We start from the raw sequence: 20920 nt of genomic DNA on the forward strand, positions 1-20920 counted from the left end.
GGGGCTCACTTCCAGGTGAGCCGGCGGGGTCTCCACAAGGGGCAGGAGCACGGCCGCCAGCCGGGAGTGGTGTCGTCGGGCTGCCGGCCGGCGCAGTCGGTGCCGGGCCGGTAGTGCCGGTGCCAGTGCCGGCCATGGCCACAGGCGCAGACCAGATGGATCTTCGGCCTCCGAGATCGTGAGGTGCGCGTCGCGGACCTGGAGGCACGGGTCTGGACCGCCTCGGCCCGCCAGCCGAGACACGACCGGCCGCGCAACAGCGCTCCTCGCCTCACCGTGACCGGCCTGGCGACCGGCACCTCCTGCCGACCCGGCATCTCGATCCTCATGACGTCGAGTAGCGCATAGGTACATGAAGGCGGCGTGTGAACAGGAACCGAGAACCGTACGGGTTCGATCAGAATCCGCGGCGAACGCAGCGGGACCGGCGGGAGAGGGACCGACTGGCCGGCGCGGTCGCGTGGCTCTCGGAGGCCGGCTGACAGCCTGTAGGACTCTGTTCTCTGTTGCCCAATCCGGTTACGCGGCGAGGCCGAAGTCGAGTCTTGCGAGGTGACTGGCCCGAGGCCGGTCGAGTGGGGTGCCGGTCCACCATGCATCCAGCCGGATCAGGTTGAGGGCGGTGGCGGCGAGGACGTGGGCGAGTCGGGTCTTGGGTAGTCCGGGGCTCGGCGCCGCACTCGCGACCGCCGCCACCGCCGCAACCCCGCGGCCCACCGCCACCGTCCCCGCCGGGAACCGCCCGGACGGCGCCGCCAGCGACGGCCACACCGCCACCGCCTGACGACGCCGGTCCGGCTCCATCGTCCAGTGAACCCCGGCGCCCCACGGCCACCACACTCCGCGCCGCCAGAACGCCCGACAGGAGGCAACCGGCGCTGACGCAAGCGCCACAGCGCAGGCAACAGGGCCGTCTGATCAGGTAACCAACCAGCCCCCGCCATCTTCCGAGCCGGCTCAACGCGACTGCGCCACTGTGGGTTCACACCGCCGGGTCGCTGGGTCGGCGATGGCGTGCTACCGCTTTCGGGCGATGCCGCCGTACATGTGTACATGGGCATCGTCCACGGCGGCACGCTCGTCAGCGTGCCAGTGGTTGACGAGCACCACGCCGGGGTCGATCAGTTCCAGTCCGTCGAAGAGCCGCTCGACCCGGGCCAAGTCCCGGGCGACGAGCGGAATGCCATTGGCGTTGTACGCGGCCACCCCGACGCGGACCTCCTCCGGCGCGCTGTCGGCCGTACAGGTGGACAGCGCCAGAATGCTCCCCGACGGAAGCGGGCTCATGATCCGCTGGACGAGGTCCTTGACAACGGCGTCATCGGCAATGAAATGCACGATCGCGATCAGGCTGACCGCGAGAGGTTGACCCAGGTCAAGCGTCTCTCGCAGCTGCTCGGACGCAAGTATCTTCTCAGGGTCATGGAAGTCCGCGTCGAGATACATGGTCCGGCCCTCGGGAGAGCTGGTGAGCAGGGCTCTGGCATGCAACAGCACGATCGGGTCGTTGTCGACGTAGAGAATCCGCGACTCGGGCGCGACCTCCTGGGCGACCTCATGCAGGTTCGGTGCGGTCGGCAGGCCCGTTCCGATGTCCAGGAACTGCCGGATGCCGTGGTCCGCCGCCAGCACCCGGGCCACCCTGGCCATGAAGTTCCGGTTGGCCCGCATGGACGTGGGCAGGTTCGGCCACGATTTGGTGATCTCCGCGGCGGCGGCCCGGTCCGCGGGAAAGTTGTCCTTGCCGCCGAGGATGTGGTCGTAGACCCGGGCCGAGTGAGGGACGCCAGTCTTCAGGTCGACCGTCTGCCGCTGCTCGCCCGCCGGCACCGCCGAGCTGTAGTCCCACTCGGCCTCGTCGCGATCAGCCACGACCTCCCCCTCCTCCGACACACCCCTGCACGGACCGCATCAGTCCTGTCACCGAATGACCCTCTCATCTTCTATCAAGAGCGCACCATCGGGTCGGCATGGACATCTCCGACCCGGCTGAGCGGGCACGGTTCCGTCCGCGCATGCCGGGAGTGCCTGGCGGCGAAGTCGCAGGTCAAGGCCCCGAAATCGAGTTCTGGCACGGTACAGGCCGGGCCGTCGCATCAGCCCAGTTCACAGGCCCAGGCCGACTTCTGGTGCCTCACAGGGTGGCGGTGGCTGTGTCGCGGTGAAGCTGGCAAGGAAGTTGAGTGCCCGCCCGGCGGGACTTCCTGGTGCTGCCGTGTAGATCACGAGGAGGTGGTGGGCGGGCCCTGGGACGTGGAAGGTCTGGTAGTCGAGGGCGACGTCGCCGACGGTGGGATGGCGGAAAAGTTTGCGACCGTGTGTCTTCTCGTGCACGTGGTGGCTGGCCCACAGCGCGCGGAAGGTTTCGCTGCCCAGCGACAGTTCGCCGATCAGGCGCACGAGTCGCCGGTCGTGTGGTCGGCGTCCGGCGGTCATGCGCAGGATTCCGACGGTGGTGCGGGCGGCTTCGTCCCAGTCGGGGTGGACCCTTCTCGCGTCGGGGTCGAGGAAGATCCGGCGGGCCATGTTCCGCTCGTCCGGTGGGAGGTGGGGGAAGTCCGCGATCAGCGCGGCGGCCTGGTCGACGTTGGCGGTGCCGCTGCTGCCCTTCGGCGCGGGTGTGGGCCTGGCGTTCGGGGTCATGGACAACGCCGCCGTCAGCACCGTCCCGGTCGACAACGCCGGGACCGCCGCCGGCATCTTCAACACCATGCGCATCACCGGCGAGTCCGTAGCCGTTTCCGCCGCCGCCGCCGTGCTCACCACGCTCACCGCAGCCCGGCTGCGAGGCACGGGCATCCCTTCCCACACCGCGACCCACCTCGCCGGACAGGCCATCCACGGCCAGGTGACCGGAGCCCACCACGCCGCCGTGGCCGGGGGCTTCGCCGACGCCTTGCATACCCTCGGCCTCGTTCTCGCGGCTCTCTCGACCGCTGGCGCGACCCTCACCTACCTCGCGCTCGCGCCCCGCGGCGAACATCACACCCGCGAGTAACCGCGCCACATGCCGACATTCGTTCACCCACTCGGAACTTATCTGGCTCCGGACGTGCCGAAGCGCAGGACCTCGACTTCAAGGCCACGCGCTATGGCACCGGCGACCTAGTCCCGCGGCTGCCGCGGAGAACCCCACCTGGGCCACGGCCGGATCCAGAGCGAGCTGGTTCGGCTGGCCACCGGATCCGTGTCGCAACCGTGGCGGACCAGCCCCTCCACCACGAGCCCAGGTGTTGTTTTCCGTCGTGCCACTCGGTAGTTTGACCCTATGGTCCGGCCATCGATGCTTCACGGACCCTGGCACCTGGCTCCGGCCACCAAGCAATTCGGCTGGGTGGGTAAGCAGCGTCCGTTTCCTCTGGCCATCCGCGGAATTCTCGCCGCCGCGGCAATCCTTACCCTCCTTCCCGTCGCGTTCCACATCCCGGTCGCCGAGTCATCTGACATCTGGGCGCTGTTCGATGAGTTCTGGCTCGCGTTTGTCGCGCTGCCGGCCGCGCTGCTGGTGGCCATCCTCGGACGCTCGGCCGGCGGGCTGCGCGACAGCGCGGCGGGCTTCGCCGTCGGCCTGTCCGCCGCCATCCTCGGCCAACTCGGAGGGATCCGGGAATACGAGGCCGGGGACGGCTATCTGGACAGCGGCTTCTGGATGCTGTCCGTCGCCTCCCTCGCTACCGTCGCGACTATCGGCGGGTGGGCCGCGGTCAACTCAGGGTGGGCCTTCCCACGCTGGCTGGCACTCGGAATCATGCTGCTCGGCCTTGCCAACATCGCCATCGGCCCCGGCCTGTGGATGTTTGTCGCCGGCGGCTTCGCCGCCGTCATATCACTCGGTGTGTGGTGGGGGGCCACGTCACGTTGGAACCCCGGACGATGGCTGGCATTCGGGACCGTGATGCTCGGCGTACTCGTCGCCTCAGATTGGCTGGGTCCACGCGTGGACTACGACCCGGAGTCAGCGCCGTCGAATCTCGTCCTGCTCACTGTCCTCGGTGTGTTCCTGCTCGCCACCGTACTGAGACCGAATGATTGGGCGACATACGCCATCGCCTTCTGCGTGATCGCGCTGATCGGCACCGACTGGCATGGCTTGCAGGACCACGACTTCAGTCTCCTCCCGGAACCCTGGCAATCCACCAGCGGCGTCATGGTGTTCCCCGGATGGGCCGCTGTCGCGATCGGCCTTCTCGGGCTGGGCGTCATCGGCGATCGCGACAGAGACCGGTTCTTCCTGTGCACCGCCAGGCTCGCCGCAACACTCGGGCTGCTGCGGCCGGGCGGCACTTTACACCTGGACGGCCTGGACCGGCGGCACCTGATGGCGATCGCGGTAATTGCGGTACTCGCCGTCACGACGATTGCACGCACAGCCCCGGCGGCGGCGACGCCACCAGGGTAGCCGTCACGCTGACCGTCGCCCGGACGTCATCAAGCTCGACGTCATCAAGCTCGACCGCGTCCTCACCCCCGGCCCCTCACCTTGAGGCGGCCGGCGAGGACGCGGGTGATCTCCTCGGGGTCGTGGCCCAGCTCTTCAGGCAGGTTTCCGGTGAGCCACAGGGATGCGATCCCGTGGACGATCGCCCAGGCCGCGACACCGGCGGCGCGCTGGCCGTCGTCTGGATGATCCGTGCCGTAGAGCAGTGTCGAGGTGACCGCCTTCGCCGCGCGGAGTTCGGGGTCGTCGCGGTGGTGCAGCTCAGGCTGGAACATAGCCCCGAAGTGGGCACGGTGGGTCACGGCGAAGCGGACGTAGGCGACTCCCACTTCCAGGAAGGTGCGGCGGGTCCGGTGCGCTTCTCGGAGCGTGTCGCCCAGCATCCGATAACCATCGGCGGCAAGGGCCGTGAGTAACCCGGCCTTGTCGCCGAAGTGGTACGTGACAGACGCGTGGGAGACGCCCGCCCGCCGAGTGACGTCCCGCAGGGTCATGGCTGCCAGGCCCACGTCCTCGGTCAGGTCGACGGCCACGTCCACGAGGGCTCGCCGCGTCAGCGGCGAGGAGCGGAAGCCACGCGGCAGCACCACCCACCCGACCCTGCGGTCGGTGACCAGCTCGGACCGTCGACCGCGGGCTTGGTGAGGTGGCTCGCGCCACCAGGGCCGGTGATGCCGTTTACGCCCGGTTGACATGGAGCGCGCTCTAATACCTAGCGTCGTGGGCAGACGGTTCCGAGCCCAGGAGGCAGCAGCATGACCGACGTCCCCACCCGGCACCTAGGCGAACTGGCGGTTTCCGCGCAGGGCCTGGGGTGCATGGGCATGAGTCACGGCTACGGCGCCGTGGACGACGCGCAGTCGATCGCGACGCTGCACCACGCCCTCGACCTCGGGGTGACCTTCCTGGACACCTCCGACTTCTACGGCGCCGGGCACAACGAGGAGCTGATCGGACGGGCCATCGCCGGGCGCCGCGACGAGGTGGTGCTGGCCACGAAGTTCGGCTTCGCCAACCGTCTGGGCGAGTCCACCCGGATCCGCGGCGACGCCGCCTACGTGCGGCAGGCGTGCGAGGCGTCGCTGCACCGGCTCGGGGTCGACCATATCGACCTCTACTACCAGCACCGGGTCGATCCGCAGGTGCCGATCGAGGAGACCGTCGGCGCCATGGCCGAGCTGGTGCGGGCCGGGAAGGTCCGCCACCTCGGGCTGTCCGAGGCCGGCGCGCGAACCATCCGGCGGGCGCACGCGGTGCACCCGATCGCCGCGCTGCAGAGCGAGTGGTCGCTGTGGACCCGCGACCTGGAGGCGGAGATCGTGCCGGTCTGCCGCGATCTTGGCATCGGCCTGGTCCCGTTCTCCCCGCTGGGGCGCGGCTTCCTGACCGGTCGGTACAGCTCGGTCGAGGGGCTGGCGGAGACCGACGTGCGGCGCAGCCAGCCGCGTTTCGCCGACGGCAACCTCGAACGGAACCTGGCGATCGTCGCGAAGCTGAACGAGCTGGCTGCGGCGAAGGGAGTCACCGCCGGCCAGCTGGCACTGGCCTGGGTGCAGCACCGGGGCGACGACGTGGTGCCGATCCCTGGGACCCGGCGGCAGCGGTACCTGGAGGAGAACCTCGCGGCTCTGGCCGTCGAGCTGTCCACCGAGGACCTCGCCGCCATCGAGGCCGCCGCCCCGCCCGAGCAGGTCGCGGGCACCCGCTACGACGCGACCAGTCTCACCTTCGTCAACGGCTGAGGAGCTGTAGGAGTCCCCGAGGCCATGGCGGTGCGGGCGCTGGATGGGGCGGACGTCGATCCGGGGTGCCATACAGGGATTGACATCCTCCCCGCCCGAAAGGACGGGGATTCCAACCAAACTACGCAGCCACCAAGGGAGGTGCGGTTCGTTGAGGTTCACGGTTCACAGGCTCCGGCAATCCGACGCCTCCCCGCGCAGCCACCCGGTGCCCCCGGGCGATGTTCTTGGCCGCGTTCACATCGCCGTTGTCCTCATGCCCGCAGGCGACGCAGCGGAAAGTCGCTTGGCTCTCGCGACTCTCGGCGGCCACATGCCCGCAGGCAGAACAACGCTGAGATGTGTACGCGGGGTTGACCTTCTCGATCCGGCCGGGCGCCTTCTGCTCCAGCCGCTGGACGAGCAGACCCCAGCCGTTCGCAAGAATCGACCGGTTCAGACCGGCCTTCTGCCGGACATTCCTTCCAGGCTCGGCGACCGTACCCCGCGCCGACTTGGTCATGTTCTTGACATTGAGGTCTTCGACGCGGATCAGGTCGAAACGCCGGGCCAGGTCCGTGCTGGTCTTCTCGGCCCAGTCCTTGCGCCGGTCGGCGTCGCGGGCGCGGAGCCGGGCAATCTGGACCTTGATCCGCCCTCGCCGGTTCGACCCACGCTTCGTCTTCGCAAGGTGGCGCTGCAGCCTGGCCAGCCGTTCGGCTTCCTTCGGCCGCAGGCCGGGACAGCGCAGCAGGTCACCGGTGCTGAGCGCCGCCGAGACCGCGACGCCACGATCAACGCCCACGACCTCGCCAGTACCCGGCGCGCCCACCGGCTCGGGGGGCGCAGCGAACGCCACATGCCAGCGCCCGGCGCGGTCCTTCGTGACCCGGTAGGACCTGGCGTCGGGCACGGAGCGCGAGCGGCGGAAGCGGACCCAGCCGACCTTGGGAACGCGCACCTCGGACCAGCGCCGGTTGAGAACGCGAATATCATCCGGCTTCACGGCGACGATCCGGAAGCCTTCGGACCGGCCACGTTTCCGGAACGTCGGTTTCCGGTGGGGGCCCCGGAAGAAGCTGGCGAGAGCCGTGGCGTAGTCCCGCAAAGCCTGCTGTTGGACGATGACGCTTCCCTCGGCGAGCCAGGGGTTCTCGTGGCGAGCCTCGGTCAACTGTCGGTTCTGCTCGGCATACCCCGGAGCCGGTCCGCGTCGCGGCGTCCACCAGCTTTGCTGTTCAACGGCAAGGTTCCACACCAAGCGTGCATGTCCGCAGTGGGAGTCCAGCGCGGCGGCCTGTTCGGGCGCCGGGTAGAGCCGGAATCGGGACATGCCGTTATTCTACCGAAAGGATAGGAACGTGCGTTCAAGTGTGGGGCGGCGTTTCCTCCCCGGCCTGAAGGCCGGGGCCTCCACGCCGCAAACCCGGTGAGCGGTCTTGCCGACGCCGTTTGCGGGAGTCAGCATCAAGGCCCCTGGCCGAGGGGCATCGAGCTCGCGGGACATTTTCGCCGGCCCTCGCCCGGGTCGCCGCCCACCGCGTGATGCCGGGGTCAGGGGATCGGGGGGTGGGGTGCCTGCTGCGTGTGGTGGTCCAGCAGGCGGGTGAGCTGTTGCACGAACTGGTCGCGTTCGGCGGGGGTCAGCGGGGCGAGCAGCTCTTCGTGGAGGTCGTCCAGGACCTTGTCGAGGCGGCGGAGGTGCCGGCGGCCCTGGGCGGTGATCGTGATGACGTTGCGGCGACGGTCGTCGGGATCCGGCGCCCGCTCGACGAGGCCGCGCTCGGCCAGTTCGTTGAGGACGCCGACCATGTCGCTGCGGTAGATGCCCGTGCGTCGGCTCAGCGTCGCCTGGCTGCCCGGGCCGAATTCCTGCAGTGAGGCGAGCACGGCGTAGTGCCACTTGCGGGCGTCGACCTGGGCCAACCCCTCGTTCATCAGCCGGTCCGCCTGCGCGGACATCTGTGACAGCAGGCGGCTGGCCCGTCGGCGCAGTCTGTCCGGCGTCTTCGTCTCGCCGTCGTACGGCATGTCCGCGGCTTCGGCTCTGCTGGTCATGACCCTGATCCTACCCGGTTGCGTTAGTCTGACTAACGATGTAAGTTCGTTCACGATAGAAACGTTAGAGATACAAACGTTAGCCTAGTGAACGGATTTGGAGATCATCATGGCGACCACCGCCCAGGCCTTCGGTACCGCGCTCGTCGGCCAGACCGAGAAGGCGCTCAACGCGATCCTGGACCGGCAGCTCGCCGGGACCGGCATCACCGAGCCCCAGTGGGTGACCCTCACGCTGACGGTGGTCAGCGGCGGGACCATCGACCGCGCCGAGCTCATCCGCCGGGTCAGCGGTGCCACCCAGTTCAGCGATGCGTCGGTGGCCGAACGCATCACCGAGCTGACCGCCGCGGGGTTCCTGCGCGACGGCGGCGACGGCCGCGTCCAGGTCACCAACGAGGGGCGGGCGCGGTGGACGGAGGTCCGCACCGCCATCGGCCCGATCACCCAGGGACTGTGGGGCGACCTGCCGGCCGAGGACCTGGCCACCGCGGGCCGCGTCCTGGGCATCGTCCTGGACAGGGCCAACGCGGTGCTGGCCTGCGCCTGAACCCTTCCTTCCCCGGAACTCGCCGCCTGGTGCAAAGACACCATCACCGCCCTCCAGAAGGAAAGAGGATGCCATGTCCACGGATACGCTGATCGCCGACCGTATCGAGATCGCCGACCTGTTCACCCGCTTCGCACGCCTACTCGACGAACAGCGGTGGGAGGATGTGGACACCGTCTTCACCGACGATGTGGTGGTGCGCTCGCCGCGCGGGGGCGAACTCCGCGGCATCGACGAGGTCGTCGGTTTTATGCGACAGGCCGAGGTCGAGGGGGAGCACACCCAGCACGTGACCACTGATCTGCTGGTAGACGTCGACGGCGACCGGGCGGCTGCCTCGGCGAACTCGCTCGTGTACTTCTACCGCGACGGCCAAGCACCCCACCAGGCAAGCGGCCTGCGACTGGCCGGCACCCTGGTACGGACGCCGACGGGCTGGCGATTCCGCGAGCAGCGGACCACGCCCGCCTGGATACGCAAGAACTGATCTCTCTCCGCGAGGCCGAGGACACACCGGGGAGGCAGGCGACCGCGTCGCCGTGGCGGCTCCGCCCGGCCCCGCGGCCCCGACGTCGGCGGTGTAGAACCCGCGGTCCATCCTGGCGGCGATCACCCCGGCCAGGAAACGGGCCGCGCCCTTCGCCGAGACCGCGTTGCCCGCGCGTAGCGGGGCACCCGCGACCAGCGGCGGCGCGGTCGGGGTCGACACCGTCCCGATCATCGCGTTCAGGCTCCGCACGAACACCGACCTACTGGCGATTTTGGTGTGGCCGAACGCGGCGCCCTGTTTGCCGGGGCCGAAGCAGAAATGTGCGCCAGCCGAGAAAGCAAGGAAGACCGACACACGGACCGCTCGGCTCGGCACGGACGGGACGGTGGGGACATCGCGTCTCTGGTGCCCGGGACGCGGGGACGGACATCGTCGTGAGCCATGAACATGAATGTGATTGCACAGGTCAAGACGTCATCGGACGAGCGCCCACGGGACGCAGTGCGGGTTCGGCGGGCCGGATGGCTGCTGGCACTGTCGCCGGTGTTGTTCGTCGCCTGGGTGGCCGCCGTGGTGGCCACGATGTCCGGGTCCGGCGTGAGCCAGGCGGCCGATCTGACCAGGGACCAGCTGGACGCGATCCGCCTCGGTTGGCTTGTGGCGTGGCCTCTGTACGGGGTGGCGGTCATCGGCGGCGCCGCCGGGCTGGCTGCGCTCAACCGCTACCTGCGTGCTGGTCGGCTGACCGTGGCGTCGCGGGCAGCGCTGGGTCTCGCGGTGGCGGCGGTGGTCGTCTGTGCCGTCCTGCATGAGGTGGCGCTTGGGTTCACCGAGCCGCGGCTTGGCGACAACGGTGCCTACAACGTGTCGCTCGTGTTCAGCTATCTGGCCGTGTGGGCGATGACGCTGGCCGTGATTCTGACCGGGCTGGCTGCCCGATCGACGGGGGTGCTTCGTCGTACCGGCCTTGTCGTCGCGGTCTGCGCGGCGGTGCTGCTCGTGCTGGATCTGGTGACGCGGGCGCTGCCGCCGTGGTTCGTCGCCTTCTATCTTCTGGCGTTCGGTATTGGTCTGTTGCGCCGTCCCGTACTGTCCGGGGCGTGACGTACCGCGGTGCGTGAACGGACGGTGGCCGTGAACTCGGGGTCGACGGCTGCGGCCGGCCGCGGTCTGCGGGCCGGCCGCGGCGTCGTGTACGTCGCGGCCGGCGTCCTGCTGGTGGGCTTCGTGGCCGGTCTGGCGATGTGGGCGGCGCGGGCCGCCGAGCTGCCGGACCAGCCGCTCGCCGTGCTGGCCGACGTCGGGGTACCGCTTGGCTGGTACGTCGGCTACTACATGGCGCTCGAGCTGCTGCTCGTGACGACGAGCCTGGTGGCCGCCTACTACATCCTGCGCGGCGTGCTGTCCTGGTTCCGGCTCTACCTGGTCTTCGTGCTGGTCCTGTTCGCCACCGCCGGTGGGGCGGTGCCAGGAGTCATCGGGCAGCTGTTCCCGTCGGTCGCCGACGCGGCGGCGCTCGTCCAGGGGGTTGCGTGGATCGCGCTGTTCCCGCTCGGCTACGTCTTTCCCGACGGACGACCCGTGCCTGGTCGCAGCCGGTGGCTGGTGCTGGGCTGGGCGGGCTGGCTCGGCTACGTGACCGCCGCCGACTCGGCTGGTGACGGGCCGGTGGAGTCCGGGGTGCTGCTGCTGCTTTTCGGCAGCTGTGTGGCCGCGCAGGTGTACCGCTATGCGCGCGTGTCCGATCTGGTCGCCCGTATGCAGACCAGATGGGTGATGTACGCGGTCGCCCTGCGGCTGGCCTACAGCATTGTCACCGTCGCGACCCCGATCGGCCGGATGCAGGACGAGGTCAGCCCGCGCGGCCTGGCCGTGCGCGCGGTGACGATGCTGGTCAGCTACCTGATCGCGGCCGCGCTCCCGGCGGCGATCGCGATCGCCGTTGTACGACACCGGCTTTTCGATATCGACGCGGTGATCAGCCGGACGCTTGTGTACGGCGTGCTCACCGCGTTCGTGGTCGGTGTCTACACGTTGGTCGTCTCGGGGCTCGGCGCGTTGTGGCGGGGCGGGACGGCGTTGCCGTTGCTGGCCACCGGGCTGGTCGCGGTGGCCTTCAGCCCGCTGCGGGAGCAGGCTCAGAGCCGGGTCAGCCGGCTGGTGTACGGGGACCGCGGCGACCCGTATGGGGTGCTGTCGCTGCTTGGCCGTCAGCTGGCCGGGGCCGTCGCGCCGGAGGCGGTCGCGCCGACCATCGTCGCGGCGGTGGCGCGGACGCTGAAGGCGCCGTTCGTGGCGATCGACCAGACAGAGATCGGCGCGAGCATCGGCCGCGAGGTCCCGGACATCCAGACCTTCCCGCTCGTCTATCAGGGCGAGGCGCTCGGTCGGCTGGTGGTCGGCGGCGAACGGCTGTCCGCGGCCGACCGCCGTCTGCTCGCCGACCTCGCCGACCACTGCGGCGCCGCCGTCTACGCCGCCCGCGAGTCGGCGCACACCCGGCAGCTTGCCGTCGTCCTGCAGCGCACCCGGGAGGAACTGGTCACCGCCCGGGAGGAGGAGCGCCGTCGCCTGCGCCGGGACCTGCACGACTCGCTGGGCCCAGCGCTCGGCGGCCAGTCACTGACCATCGACGCGGCCAGAGCGGCGCTCACCACCGACCCCGCCACCGCCGACCGCCTCCTGCGCGATCTGCGGGACCACACCCAGGAAACCCTCGCGGAGGTACGTCGGCTCGCCCGCCAGCTACGCCCGCCGGTACTCGACGAGCTCGGGCTCGCGGGCGCACTCACAGGTATTCAGGATCGCTACGAGCGGCCGGGCCTGCAGCTGTCCGTGGACGTCACGGGGCTGCCCGAGCTGCCCGCCGCCGTGGAGGTGGCCGTGTATCGGATCGCGCAGGAGGCGCTGACCAACGTGATCCGGCATGCGGACGCAGGCGCCTGCCGGCTGCGCGTCACCACCGGCGAGGGAGAGCTGGTCCTTGAAGTCGCCGACAACGGCCGGGGGATCGGCTCCGACGCGGCGGCTGGCGTCGGCATCCTGTCGATGCGCGAGCGGGCCGAGGAACTCGGCGGCACGCTGCTCATCGAGATCCCGGACGGAGGCGGCACCCGGATCCGCGCCACGTTCCCGCTGCGACGCCCGGAGGTCGAATGATCCGCATCCTGGTGGCGGACGACCATCCGATGTTCCAGTACGGACTGCGGGCCGTCCTCGAGTCCGACCCCGCCGTCGAGCTGGTCGGCGAGGCGGGCACCGGCGAGGCGGCGGTAGAGCTGGCAGCCCAGCTGCGTCCGGACGTCGTGGTGATGGACCTGACCATGCCGGGGCTCAACGGGATCGAAGCGACCCGCCGCATCATGGCAGCCCAGCCGGACGTCGCCGTGCTCGTAGTGACCATGTTCGATGACCGAGCCTCGGTCATGGCCGCGATCCGCGTCGGCGCCCGCGGCTACCTGGTCAAGGGAGCCGACCGCGAGGAGATCCTGCGCGCCGTACACGCCGCGGCGGCCGGAGGAGCGATCTTCAGCGCCACGGCCGCGGACCACCTCGCCAGCCACCTCGCCTCACCCGGCCCAGCCAGCCAGGCGCCGTCCCCCTTCCCGGTGCTGACCAATCGGGAGAACGAGATCCTGGGCCTGCTGGCCGACGGCCTCACGAACGCGGCCATCTCCGAACGTTACCGACTTAGTCCGAAAACGGTTCGTAACTACGTCTCCACGATCCTGGCGAAGCTCCACGTGGACACCCGCGCCGACGCGATCGCCAGGGCCCGCGCCGCCGGGCTTGGTCAACCCGACCGCTGAAACGAACAGCTGGGCAGCGTTGCGCAGTGGGGGAGTCGAGGCATACCGGCTCGGGGAGGCGTAGGAGCCAGACGGCGCGGCCGAGGGCACTGTTGCGTAGGCCGAACTGAGCGAGTGCCAGGTCCGCGGGTGCGGTCAGGCCGCGGCGAGCACGGGCTCTGGCTGCGATGTGGCGGTGTCGGCAACCTGTCGGGCGGGTCCGGGAAGCGAGAGTCGGATGATGCGCTTCCATACGCTGGTCGTCTGCCGCAGCAGGCCCCCGCTGGTGTAGGGGAGGCCGAAGCGTTCGCAGAGGGCGCGTACCTGCGGGGCGATCTGGGCGTACCGGTTGCTGGGCAGGTCGGGGAACAGGTGGTGCTCGATCTGGAAACTCAGGTTCCCGCTCAGCAGGTGCAGGAGCGCCGGGCCGTCGATGTTGGCCGAGCCCAGTACCTGCCGTGTGTACCACCCGCCGCGGGTCTCGCCCTCGACCTGTTCCTCGGTGAAGACGTCCGCTCCCTCCGGGAAATGGCCACAGAAAATGATGGTGTGCGCCCAGACGTTGCGGGCGACGTTCGCGGTGAGGTTGCCGAAAAGGACGGGCAGGAACGCCGGGCCGGCGAGCAGCGGGAACGCCACGTAGTCCTTGGCCGCCTGCCGTCCCATCTTGCGCAGCGACACCCGGAGCTGCGCCCACGTCTGGCCCCAGCTCTTCTCCCCCCGCCAGGCCCGTTCGATCTCCGTGTCGTAGAGGGCGATGCCCCATTCGAAGACCGCCGCGAGCGCCAGGTTGTAGACCGGCTGGGCGAGGTACACCGGGTGCCAGCGCTGCTCCGGGTGGACGCGCAGCAGGGTGTAGCCGATGTCCCGGTCCTTGCCGAGGACGTTGGTGTAGGTGTGGTGCACATAGTTGTGCGAGTGCTTCCACTGCTCGGCGGGCGAGGCCGAGTCCCACTCCCAGGTGGTGGAGTGGATCTCAGGGTCGCGCATCCAGTCCCACTGCCCGTGCAGGACGTTGTGCCCGATCTCCATGTTCTCGAGGATCTTGGCGGTGGCCAGCATCGCCGTGCCCGCCAGCCACGCCGGCGGCAGCAGGGACGCGAACAGGACCGCCCGCCCACCTGCCTCCAGGCCCCGCTGGGCGGCGATCACCCGGCGGATGTACTGGGCGTCGCCCTCCCCCCGGCTGGCGATGACCGCCTCCCGGAGACGATCGAGCTCGCGGCCGAACTCGTCGACCTCAGCCGCGGTGAGACCGGTTCTGCCTGCCATCCGTCGACCCCTTACACATCGATCTCGACGTCGCCGACCGCGGTCGACACACATGTTTGGACGAGGTCGCCCTCGTCGCCGTATTCCCGCCCGGTGCGCAGGTCGCGCACGCGTCCGGAGGTGAGCCGTGCCATGCAGCTGTGGCAGATACCCATGCGGCAGCCGCTCGGCATGAGCACGCCGGCGTCCTCACCGACCGCCAGCAGCGGGGTGTCGCCGTGGGTGTGTGCCTGCCGGCCACTTCTGGTGAACCGGACTCGGCCCCCGGCCCCGCCACCGCCACCGGGGGCGGGTGCGGGATGGAACCGCTCGACGCGCAGCCGGTCCGCGATCCCCGCGTGGCACCACCGGGCCTCGGCGTCGGCGAGCAGCCCCGGGGGTCCGCAGGCCCAGGTCGGCCGTTCGGCCCAATCCGGGCAGATCACGGGCAGTGCCGCCGCCGTGAGGCGCCCGGCGTACCGGCCGCCCGCCCTGGTGTGGTGCTCGTATAGCCGAAGGGTCGGGAACCGGGCTGCCAGGTCCCGTAGTTCGCTGCCGAAGATGACGTCGTCCCGGGACGGAGCGGAGTGCACAAGGACCACGTCCGGCATCTCGCCACGCAGCGCAAGGCTGCGCAGCATCGACATCACCGGCGTGATGCCGCTGCCGGCGGTCACGAACAGCAACCGCGGCGGGATCGCCCGCGGCAGCACGAACCGGCCCTGTGGGTGCTCGAGGCGGACGACCGCGCCGGGTCGGACCCGCTCTACGAGGTGCTGGGACAGCCGGCCGCCTGGGACGGATTTGACCGTGATCGAAACGACACCGCCCGGATCTCCCGGGGCGGAGGACACCGAGTAGGGACGCCAGTGCCACACGCCGTCGACGGCAACGCCGACCCGGACGTACTGACCCGCGCGGTGTTCCTTCCAGCCCGCGCCGGGACGGATCACCAGGCTCGCGGCGCCAGCGGCCTCCGGATGGACAGCCACGACCCGCCCCCGCGACCCGCGCCGCGACCAGAGCGGGTCGACCAACCCGAGGTAGTCATCGGGCAGCAGCGGCGTCGTCAGCGACGCCGCCGCGTCCAACAGGATTCTTCCGACGGCCACCCTGCATCTCCTCCCGGTTGTCGAAATCTCGGGAACGACATGGCCTCGCCGGGTACGTGGAGGAGGAACGGCATGGTTCGATGGGATTCCCGGTCGGGCACCCCGCCTCGATGACGCACGTCCTTGGCGACGCGACACTACAGCCGTACGTCACTGTCCGCGACCGGGAAGCCGCCGTACCAGACCGTCGGTGACGATCTCGGAGATGCCGTGGGCGACGGATACCTCCTATTCGGCGAACGTCCTCTTCGCCCCGGCCGGGTGGTGTCGTCCAGCGGTCAGGTGGTGGTTGAGGCGCTGGGCTTCGGCGAGTTGGTCATCGAGGATGACGATGCGGCAGGCGGCCTCGATCGCGGGGGCCCTGCCCACGGGGCCCGTCCCGTGACTGCTGGTCTCACTGCAGGGCCTGCCATATGCCTGTCGTCATCTCCCGGAACTGTTGGATCTGTGTCGAGGAGAGCCCGGTGGTCAGCCGGCGTTCGATGTCGTCCTGAGCGGCGGCATATTCCCGCAGCAGTGTCCGGCCGCTGTCGCTGATGTGGACCAGCAGTTCACGTCGGCTCCGCGGGTTCGGGGCGGTGCCCGGCCCTCCCGCCGAGATGCCGCTTCCGCCGCCGCTTGTGCCGATGGCGCAGGTGCCTCGACACCACCCTGCGCAGCCGCATCGAGGACTTCGAGAGCCAGCACGACCTCGCCGCCTCCACCGACCACCCACCCGGCGAGTGAGGGAGTGTCCGACGCGTGGATCTGTCTCACAGTCGGACAATTCCTCTACTGGCCTGAAGTGTCAGGATGCCCGGCCGGACAGCCCGGACAACGCATCGGAGCCGCTCAGGCTGGATCGAGCAGGACGCCCGGGTTGAGTAGCCCGTCAGGGTCGAGTCCCCGTTTGACCGCGCGCATCATCGCGATCTCCTGAGGCGACCGGGACAGCCCGAGCCACGCGCGCTTGGCCCGGCCGACGCCGTGCTCGGCGCTGATGCTCCCGCCGTGCGACGCGACCAGCCGCAGCACCGCGTCCGTCACGGCTTCGGCGTCGCTGGTCGCGTCGAGCACGTTGACGTGCAGGTTTCCCTCGTTGATGTGACCGAACAGGATCGGCCGGGCGGTCTGGCAGGCGGCCGCTATCGTGGCCGGAAGCGACGCCACCATCTCGGCCAGCGCCGTCAGCGGGACGGCGACGTCGAGTTTCACCGGGACGCCGGCGGCGTTGATCGACTCGGTGTGCGCCTCGCGGTAGGCCCAAAGCGTGTGGCGGCCTCGGGCATCGGTGGCGACGGTCGCGTCCCGCACGGCGTCGCTGTCCGCCAGTGCCTCGAGCAGGTCCTCGGTCGGGTCGGTCCGGCCGGCGCACTCGAGGACGAGGTAGGCCGGGTAGGTTTCGGCGAACGGAGCGGACAGGCCGGTCTTTTCGCGGACCAGCGCGAGGCCGTCGGCGAAGAACAGCTCGGCGGCCTCCAGCGACGGCAGCCGGTTGCGCGCCTTCCTCACGACCGACAGCGCCGCGGTGATGTCGTCCACGGCGACCAGGGCCACTGCCCGCTCGGTCAGTCGGGGGACGAGCCGCAGGCGCAGCCGGGTGATGATCCCCAGCGTGCCTTCGCTGCCGGTCAGCAGCGACATCTCGTGGTAGCCGGTGTTGTCCTTCGGGAGCCCCGTGAGCCGGCTGATGATCGAACCGTCGGCGAGCACCGCCTCGATCCCAAGCACTTGGGCCCGGGTCGTGCCGTACCGCAGCACCCGCTCGCCGCCAGCGTTGGTGGCGACCAGACCGCCTACAGTGGCCGAATCCCGCGCCGCGAAGTCGACCCCGAAGTCGTAGCCCACGGCGCGGACGTGCCGTTGCAACGCGGCCAGGGTGACGCCCGCGCCCACGGTGACCTGGCCGGAGATCACCTCCACCGGTTCGAGCGCGGTCAGCCGGGCCGTGCTGAGCAGGATCGCGCCGTCGACGGGCACGCTGCCTCCGACCAGGCCGGTGTTACCGCCCTGGACGCAGATGGACGCCTTTGCCCTGGCGGCGGCGGCCATCACCGCCGCCACCTCCGTGGTGTCGGCCGGACGGACCACGCAACGAGCGCGGCCGCGGAACCGACCGGTCCAGTCGGACTCGAAGGAGGCGATGACCGAGGGGTCGGTAAGCAGATGGGCGGCACCGACGGCGGCGCGCAGCTCCTCCGCCAGGGCCGAGGTCAGCGTCCGGTCAGAACCCGGTGCCGTGTCAGAGGTTGCCGCCACGTCAGCAGTCGGCGTCAGCCCGGCGGTCGGCGCGTTCATCCCAGCCGCCGTACCCGGACGGTCTCCGGCAGCGCGGCCAGTGAGTCGAGGACAGCGGCCGGGTAGTCGAGGGCGACATCCGTCAGGACGTACCCGTACTCGCCGCGGGTGTCGAGGAGCTGTCCGTCGATGTTGACCTTGTGCTCGGCCAACAGGCTGTTGATCTTCGCAAGCACGCCGGGCACATTGCGGTGCAGATGAGCGATCCGACATCCGCCCGATCGCCGTGGCAGGGACAGATGCGGCAGGTTGACGCTCATCGCGGTGCTGCCGTCGTGCTGGTAGTCCCGCAGCTTGCCCGCGACGTAGCGGCCGATGTCCTGCTGGGCCTCCTCGGTCGAGCCGGCGATGTGCGGGGTGAGGATCACGTTCGGCAGGTCTCGAAGCTCAGAGCGGAACTCGTCGCCCCGCCCGGCCGGCTCGTGCGGGAAGACGTCGATCGCCGCGCCAGCCAGATGCCCGCTCTCCACGTTCTCGCGCAGCGCACGATGATCCACGACGAAGCCGCGCGAGAGGTTGAGGAACAGGCTGCCGGGCTTCATGCGGTCGAACTGCTCCGCGCCGAACATCCCGCTGTTGCCGGAGCGTCCGTCCACGTGAAGCGTCACGACATCCGCGACCGTCAGCAGATCATCGAGGCTGGCGCAGCGGCGGGCATTGCCGAGCGCCAGCTTGTCGGCGGTGTCGTAGAAGTACACGCTCATCCCGAGCGCCTCGGCCAGCACCGACAGCTGCGCGCCGATGTTGCCGTAGCCGACGATGCCCAGCCGCCGGCCGCGGACCTCGTGGGCCGCCTCGGCCGACTTGTCCCACACGCCGGCGTGCATGCCGGCGTTCTTGGGGATCAACCGCCGCGTCAAGGCGATGATCTCCGCGAGCGCGAGCTCGACCACGCTGCGGGTATTGGAGAAGGGGGCGTTGAACACGGCGATGCCTCGCTCGCGCGCGGCGCCGAGATCCACCTGGTTGGTGCCGATGCAGAACGCGCCGACGGCGAGCAGGTCCGGCGCCTGATCGAACACCGCCTCGGTGACCTCGGTCTTCGACCTGATCCCCAGCAGTTGGATGCCGTCCAGGGCCGCGATCAGCGCTCGTTGGTCGAGCGCCCGGTCGATCGTCTCGACCTGCGCGCCGGCGGTCCCCAGGATCGCGGCGGCGTCCGGGTGGACATTCTCGACTAGCAGTGCGCGCACAGCGGGAGCCTCATCAGCCGGTGACAGTTGACCCGCAGTCTATGGAAGGCCCGCGGCCTGTCCTCCGCGTGCCACGGGAGGCGATTCTCACCCGCCGCTGGCGGACGCTGCCTGCCCGGACGGTGGCGTGGCCGTCGAATCCGGGCCAATGTGACCAGCAGCATCCGATCGGACGGGGTGTATCGCGGCCGAGCGACTGACGACGCGGCACGGCCGGCGCTGGTCTGGAGGGTGCTGCGACACCGTTGCCGATCATTGCCTCGCCAGGAGGCGACGTCGCCCGGCGGCCTTCCCGGGCTCCCTGTCGGGGTCGACACGAAAGGGTGCCCGGGTTGGCCGCCGGCTGATCAGTCGGCCGGGCGGGTCAGAGCTGGGCCGGGAGCACGTGGTCGCCGACCTTGTCGGTCGAGAGGTCGAGCGAGCAGATGTAGGCATCGTGCGTCTGGCACTTGAGCATGTCCGGCCGTTCGTACTCCTGCCGGCAGACGTGGCAGGTCAGGGTCTCACCTGACGGATTGCCGTACTCGTCGTACATCGGCAGGTCGATGCCGTCGTCCGTGCGGCGCAGGTAGTACTTGCCCTTCGTGGCCACGGCCAGGATCGGTGGCAGGACGAGGGCGAGCACGATCGCGACGAGCGGGGAGTAGGGCTTGAGACCGGAGCCGAGGCCGCCGTAGAAGTCGATGATCGAGATGCCCGCCGCCAGCACCATCGCCCCGAACCCGACCGGGTTGACGGCGTAGAGCATGCCCCGGCGGAACTCGGGCTTCAGCGGCGAGATCTTGAGCAGGTACTTGTTGAAAACGATGTCGGAGGCGACCGCGACCACCCAGGCCATGCCACAGTTGGCGTAGAAGGCGAGGATCGTGTTGAGGAAGCTGAACATGTCGGCCTCCATCAGGATCAACGCCACGAGCAGATTGAAGCCGAGGAAGACCAGCCGGCCGGGGTAGGTCCTGGTGATCCGGGTGAACGAGTTGGTCCAGGCCAGCGAGCCGGAATAGGCGTTGGTAACGTTGATCTTGACCTGACTGATCACGACGAGCGCGACGGCGAGGGCCAGCGCGCCCCAGTGCGGCAGAATGTCCTGGTAGATCTCCAGGAACTGGTGCACCGGCTGGTTGGCCACGCCAGCGCCGTCCGCGACGTTGGCGATGATGTAGACCGCCAGGAACATGCCGATGATCTGCTTGATGGCGCCGAAGACCACCCAGCCCGGACCGGCCAGCACCATCGCGGTCCACCAGCGGCGCGAGTTCTCCGGCGTGCGCGGCGGCATGAAGCGCAGGTAGTCGATCTGCTCGGCGATCTGGGCGATCAGCGAGAGGCAGACGCCGGCCGCCAGGAAGACCGAGCCGAGGTCGAACCCGCCCTTGCCGTCCTGCCCGCCGTAGTCGAAGAACGCGCTGATCGAGTCGGGGTGGCGGATCAGCAGGTAGGCGAACGGCAGCACCATCAGCACGAGCCACAGCGGTGTCGTCCAGAGCTGGAGTGTGGAGAGCAGCTTCATGCCGTAGACCACGAGCGGGAAGATGACGATCGTGGAGGTCGCGTAGCCGGCCCACAGCGGGATGTGGAGGCCCAGGTTCAGGCCCTGGGCCATGATCGAGCCCTCCAGGGCGAAGAAGATGAACGTGAAGGATGCGAAGATCACGTTCGAGACGACCGAGCCGTAGTAGCCGAAGCCGCTGCCCCTGGTGATCAGGTCGAGATCCAGGTTGTAACGGGCGGCGTAGAAGGCCAACGGGAAGCCGGTCAGGATGATCACAACGGCGAAGACGGCGATGCCCCACAAGGCGTTCGTCGTTCCGTAGGAGATGCCGATGTTGGCCCCGATGGCGAAGTCCGCGAGGTAGGCGATGCCACCGAGGGCCGAGATCGCGACCATGCCCGTGCCCCAGCGCCGGTAACTGCGCGGCGCGAACCGGAGCGTGTAGTCCTCCAGGGTCTCCTTCGCGGACCCGGTGCTGGGTTGGTGGGTTGCGGGGTCGTGCGGGGGGCTGACGGTGCTCATCGCGGGCTGCCTTTCTGCGGGCGCGGGC

General features: G+C 69.6%; 20 protein-coding genes. 8 read left to right on the forward strand and 12 right to left on the reverse strand.

Annotation, left to right across the window (positions count from 1 at the left end; genetic code table 11):
* Window positions 1-519: 519 nt before the first annotated feature.
* The 3 genes from BCD48_RS00715 to BCD48_RS00725 form a co-directional block, all read right to left on the reverse strand.
* Window positions 520-804 (reverse strand): hypothetical protein, encoded by a 285-nt coding sequence (locus BCD48_RS00715; protein ID WP_071046261.1) that lies wholly within the window; start codon window positions 802-804, stop codon window positions 520-522.
* 213 nt (window positions 805-1017) lie between these two features.
* Window positions 1018-1872, reverse strand: coding sequence for an SAM-dependent methyltransferase (locus BCD48_RS00720; protein WP_083418000.1), 855 nt, complete (start codon window positions 1870-1872; stop codon window positions 1018-1020).
* Window positions 1873-2106: 234 nt separating this feature from the next.
* Window positions 2107-2643: an MmyB family transcriptional regulator gene (locus tag BCD48_RS00725; RefSeq protein WP_198543013.1), complete on the reverse strand. Its 537-nt coding sequence runs from the start codon at window positions 2641-2643 to the stop codon at window positions 2107-2109.
* Between BCD48_RS00725 and BCD48_RS00730 the strand changes: the two genes are divergently transcribed.
* Both BCD48_RS00730 and BCD48_RS00735 read left to right on the forward strand, forming a co-directional pair.
* A complete protein-coding gene (locus BCD48_RS00730; RefSeq protein ID WP_198543014.1) occupies window positions 2642-2998 on the forward strand; it encodes an MFS transporter in 357 nt (118 codons plus the stop codon). The genes BCD48_RS00725 and BCD48_RS00730 overlap by 2 nt on opposite strands.
* A 336-nt stretch (window positions 2999-3334) precedes the next feature.
* Window positions 3335-4399 carry a hypothetical protein gene (locus BCD48_RS00735; protein ID WP_131803692.1) on the forward strand — a complete coding sequence of 355 codons (1065 nt, stop codon included), beginning with the start codon at window positions 3335-3337 and terminating at the stop codon, window positions 4397-4399.
* Between the two features lie 62 nt (window positions 4400-4461).
* Here BCD48_RS00735 and BCD48_RS00740 read toward each other — a convergent pair whose 3' ends face one another.
* A complete protein-coding gene (locus BCD48_RS00740; protein WP_198543015.1) occupies window positions 4462-5028 on the reverse strand; it encodes a TetR/AcrR family transcriptional regulator in 567 nt (188 codons plus the stop codon).
* A gap of 165 nt (window positions 5029-5193) precedes the next feature.
* Here BCD48_RS00740 and BCD48_RS00745 point away from each other — a divergent pair, with 165 nt between their 5' ends.
* On the forward strand, window positions 5194-6180 hold the full coding sequence (locus BCD48_RS00745) for an aldo/keto reductase (protein ID WP_071046264.1): 987 nt from the start codon (window positions 5194-5196) through the stop codon (window positions 6178-6180).
* 121 nt (window positions 6181-6301) lie between these two features.
* Here BCD48_RS00745 and BCD48_RS00750 read toward each other — a convergent pair whose 3' ends face one another.
* Complete coding sequence (locus BCD48_RS00750) at window positions 6302-7492, reverse strand: RNA-guided endonuclease InsQ/TnpB family protein (protein WP_071046265.1); 1191 nt, start codon at window positions 7490-7492, stop codon at window positions 6302-6304.
* Window positions 7493-7713: 221 nt separating this feature from the next.
* Entirely contained in the window at window positions 7714-8217 is a 504-nt protein-coding gene (locus BCD48_RS00755) for a MarR family winged helix-turn-helix transcriptional regulator (protein WP_071046266.1), read from the reverse strand.
* A 109-nt stretch (window positions 8218-8326) separates the two neighbouring features.
* Here BCD48_RS00755 and BCD48_RS00760 point away from each other — a divergent pair, with 109 nt between their 5' ends.
* The 5 genes from BCD48_RS00760 to BCD48_RS00780 all read left to right on the forward strand — a co-directional run bounded on the left by BCD48_RS00760 (window position 8327) and on the right by BCD48_RS00780 (window position 13066).
* Window positions 8327-8767, forward strand: coding sequence for a MarR family winged helix-turn-helix transcriptional regulator (locus BCD48_RS00760; protein WP_071046316.1), 441 nt, complete (start codon window positions 8327-8329; stop codon window positions 8765-8767).
* Between the two features lie 73 nt (window positions 8768-8840).
* On the forward strand, window positions 8841-9254 hold the full coding sequence (locus BCD48_RS00765) for a nuclear transport factor 2 family protein (RefSeq protein ID WP_071046267.1): 414 nt from the start codon (window positions 8841-8843) through the stop codon (window positions 9252-9254).
* 600 nt (window positions 9255-9854) lie between these two features.
* Window positions 9855-10361: a hypothetical protein gene (locus BCD48_RS00770; RefSeq protein ID WP_131803693.1), complete on the forward strand. Its 507-nt coding sequence runs from the start codon at window positions 9855-9857 to the stop codon at window positions 10359-10361.
* 30 nt (window positions 10362-10391) lie between these two features.
* The gene (locus BCD48_RS00775; RefSeq protein ID WP_131803694.1) at window positions 10392-12416 is read left to right on the forward strand and encodes a sensor histidine kinase; all 2025 of its coding nucleotides are present in this window, start codon (window positions 10392-10394) and stop codon (window positions 12414-12416) included.
* Complete coding sequence (locus BCD48_RS00780; RefSeq protein ID WP_116271386.1) at window positions 12413-13066, forward strand: response regulator; 654 nt, start codon at window positions 12413-12415, stop codon at window positions 13064-13066. Before BCD48_RS00775 ends, BCD48_RS00780 begins: the two co-directional genes overlap by 4 nt.
* 135 nt (window positions 13067-13201) lie before the next feature.
* Here the strand turns inward: BCD48_RS00780 and BCD48_RS00785 are convergent, their stop codons facing one another.
* The 6 genes from BCD48_RS00785 to BCD48_RS00805 all read right to left on the reverse strand — a co-directional run bounded on the left by BCD48_RS00785 (window position 13202) and on the right by BCD48_RS00805 (window position 20892).
* Window positions 13202-14317 (reverse strand): fatty acid desaturase family protein, encoded by a 1116-nt coding sequence (locus tag BCD48_RS00785; protein ID WP_071046270.1) that lies wholly within the window; start codon window positions 14315-14317, stop codon window positions 13202-13204.
* Between the two features lie 11 nt (window positions 14318-14328).
* On the reverse strand, window positions 14329-15408 hold the full coding sequence (locus BCD48_RS00790) for a ferredoxin reductase (RefSeq protein WP_071046271.1): 1080 nt from the start codon (window positions 15406-15408) through the stop codon (window positions 14329-14331).
* Between the two features lie 228 nt (window positions 15409-15636).
* Window positions 15637-15777 carry a hypothetical protein gene (locus BCD48_RS48430; RefSeq protein ID WP_198543021.1) on the reverse strand — a complete coding sequence of 47 codons (141 nt, stop codon included), beginning with the start codon at window positions 15775-15777 and terminating at the stop codon, window positions 15637-15639.
* A 462-nt stretch (window positions 15778-16239) separates the two neighbouring features.
* Window positions 16240-17685 carry an FAD-binding oxidoreductase gene (locus BCD48_RS00795; RefSeq protein ID WP_241841420.1) on the reverse strand — a complete coding sequence of 482 codons (1446 nt, stop codon included), beginning with the start codon at window positions 17683-17685 and terminating at the stop codon, window positions 16240-16242.
* Window positions 17682-18878 (reverse strand): phosphoglycerate dehydrogenase, encoded by a 1197-nt coding sequence (gene serA / locus BCD48_RS00800; protein WP_071046272.1) that lies wholly within the window; start codon window positions 18876-18878, stop codon window positions 17682-17684. Before serA ends, BCD48_RS00795 begins: the two co-directional genes overlap by 4 nt.
* A gap of 364 nt (window positions 18879-19242) precedes the next feature.
* Window positions 19243-20892, reverse strand: a complete 1650-nt coding sequence (locus BCD48_RS00805) for a purine-cytosine permease family protein (protein WP_071046273.1) — start codon at window positions 20890-20892, stop codon at window positions 19243-19245.
* Window positions 20893-20920: the final 28 nt, after the last annotated feature.

Origin of the sequence: Pseudofrankia coriaricola, assembly GCF_001854805.1 — a bacterium.
Taxonomy (GTDB): domain Bacteria; phylum Actinomycetota; class Actinomycetes; order Frankiales; family Frankiaceae; genus Pseudofrankia.